General features: G+C 34.9%; 2 protein-coding genes. Both read right to left on the bottom strand.

Going from position 1 to position 1,502, the window contains the following annotated elements; translation table 11 throughout:
- Positions 1 to 60 precede the first annotated feature (60 nt).
- Positions 61 to 825: an IS21-like element helper ATPase IstB gene (istB, locus tag V514_RS0118575; RefSeq protein WP_029497886.1), complete on the bottom strand. Its 765-nt coding sequence runs from the start codon at positions 823 to 825 to the stop codon at positions 61 to 63.
- On the bottom strand, positions 822 to 1,502 hold a 681-nt coding region (locus tag V514_RS0118580; protein WP_029501252.1), incomplete at its 5' end, for a Mu transposase domain-containing protein. The genes istB and V514_RS0118580, both read right to left, overlap by 4 nt.

Consider the following 1,502-nt stretch of genomic DNA (forward strand, 5'->3'; position numbering starts at 1 on the left):
GCTGTCAATAACGCCTCTAAATTCTCCGATAATATCGGGATAAAATTCCCCATTATAGAGTTAAGTAGTTAAATGATTAGCTGGGAATATCCCAGCTTTTTTCTTTTCTTTCATACGGTAAGATTCACCTTTAATATTAAATGTTACTGAATGATGTAATAGGCGATCTAGGATCGCTGTAGCTAAAATATCATCTCCAAAAACGTGGCCCCATTCAATGTAAGACTTGTTAGAGGTTAGAATCATTGAACCTTTTTCATAACGTTTTGAAACAATCTGAAAAAAGGTATTAGCTGCTAGCTCGTCAAATGGGAAATAACCAATTTCGTCAATAATTAAAACATCTGGCTTGCTTAATCTTTTAATCAAATAATGCAGTGTATTTCTGCTATCAGAGATTTTACACTGGGCCATAAAATCATCTGCTGTTATAAAACGTACGGAATATCCTTTTGTTAATGCTTCAACTCCGAAGCCGATGGCTAGATGCGTTTTACCGACACCAGGAGGTCCTAATAATATGCAGTTTTCTCCATTCCCAATATATCGACATGTTAAGATCTCTTTAACACGTTGTTCACTAATACTAGGTTGTAATGAAAAATCAAAATCAGCTAAGTTTTTCACATAAGGAAACTTTGCTTGAGAAACTCGTTTGGCTAGTAATTGTGATTCTTTGTACGTCCACTCAGCTTCTATCACCTGATTTAAGAATTCGAAATATGATATATTATTAGATGAAGCACTTTCAACGAAACCATCTAATTGATGGGCTGTATTTTCCAAACCAAGCGCCTTTAGGCGCTCTTCAAGAAGCGTTTTCATACTTGATCACCTTCTTCGAATAAGGCATATATAGCTAATGAACGTTGTTCTACATCTGGTGCTTGTGAAAGAGTAGAATCTACAGATTTTGGGGTCGCCAAACCATTTGAATCTGTTGTTTTCTGCTCTTTTTTTGTTCCAGGTAATCCCGCATAATGCGATGTTTGTTGAACCATTTGATGTTTCTTTTTACTTAAAGAGTGTGTGGCGATACATTCGATTCCATCATAAATTTGCAGCTTTTCATCTTCTATTCGTAGTTTTACAGTTTGACCTACATAGCGATAAGGAACTGAATATTGATTTCCTTCAAATGAAATTAAACAATCTTTACTAACTTCGCGTTGTTGCCAGCTACTCAAAGAATATAGTGGTTTATGATTCCAAGGTTTTAAAAAAGCTTGTTCCTGAATAAATCTTTCATGTGGCGTTTGTTGTGTTGTCTGATTTTTCTTTGTGTGAACAATATCATTCAGCCATTTATGCAATGATTCATTTAATGCAGTCAGATCGTTAGGTAATTTTCGTGTTAAGAAATTATTTCTTAAGTAATCAATTGCTCGCTCGACTTTTCCTTTTGTTTGGGCTCGATAAGGCTTACAAGCCTTTGCAGTGACATCGTAATAATTTAAAAAGTCTTCGAATCGTTTATTGAAACGTATTTGCTGAATACTATG

Origin of the sequence: Kurthia huakuii LAM0618, assembly GCF_000505545.1 — a bacterium.
In the GTDB taxonomy this organism is placed as follows: domain Bacteria; phylum Bacillota; class Bacilli; order Bacillales_A; family Planococcaceae; genus Kurthia; species Kurthia huakuii.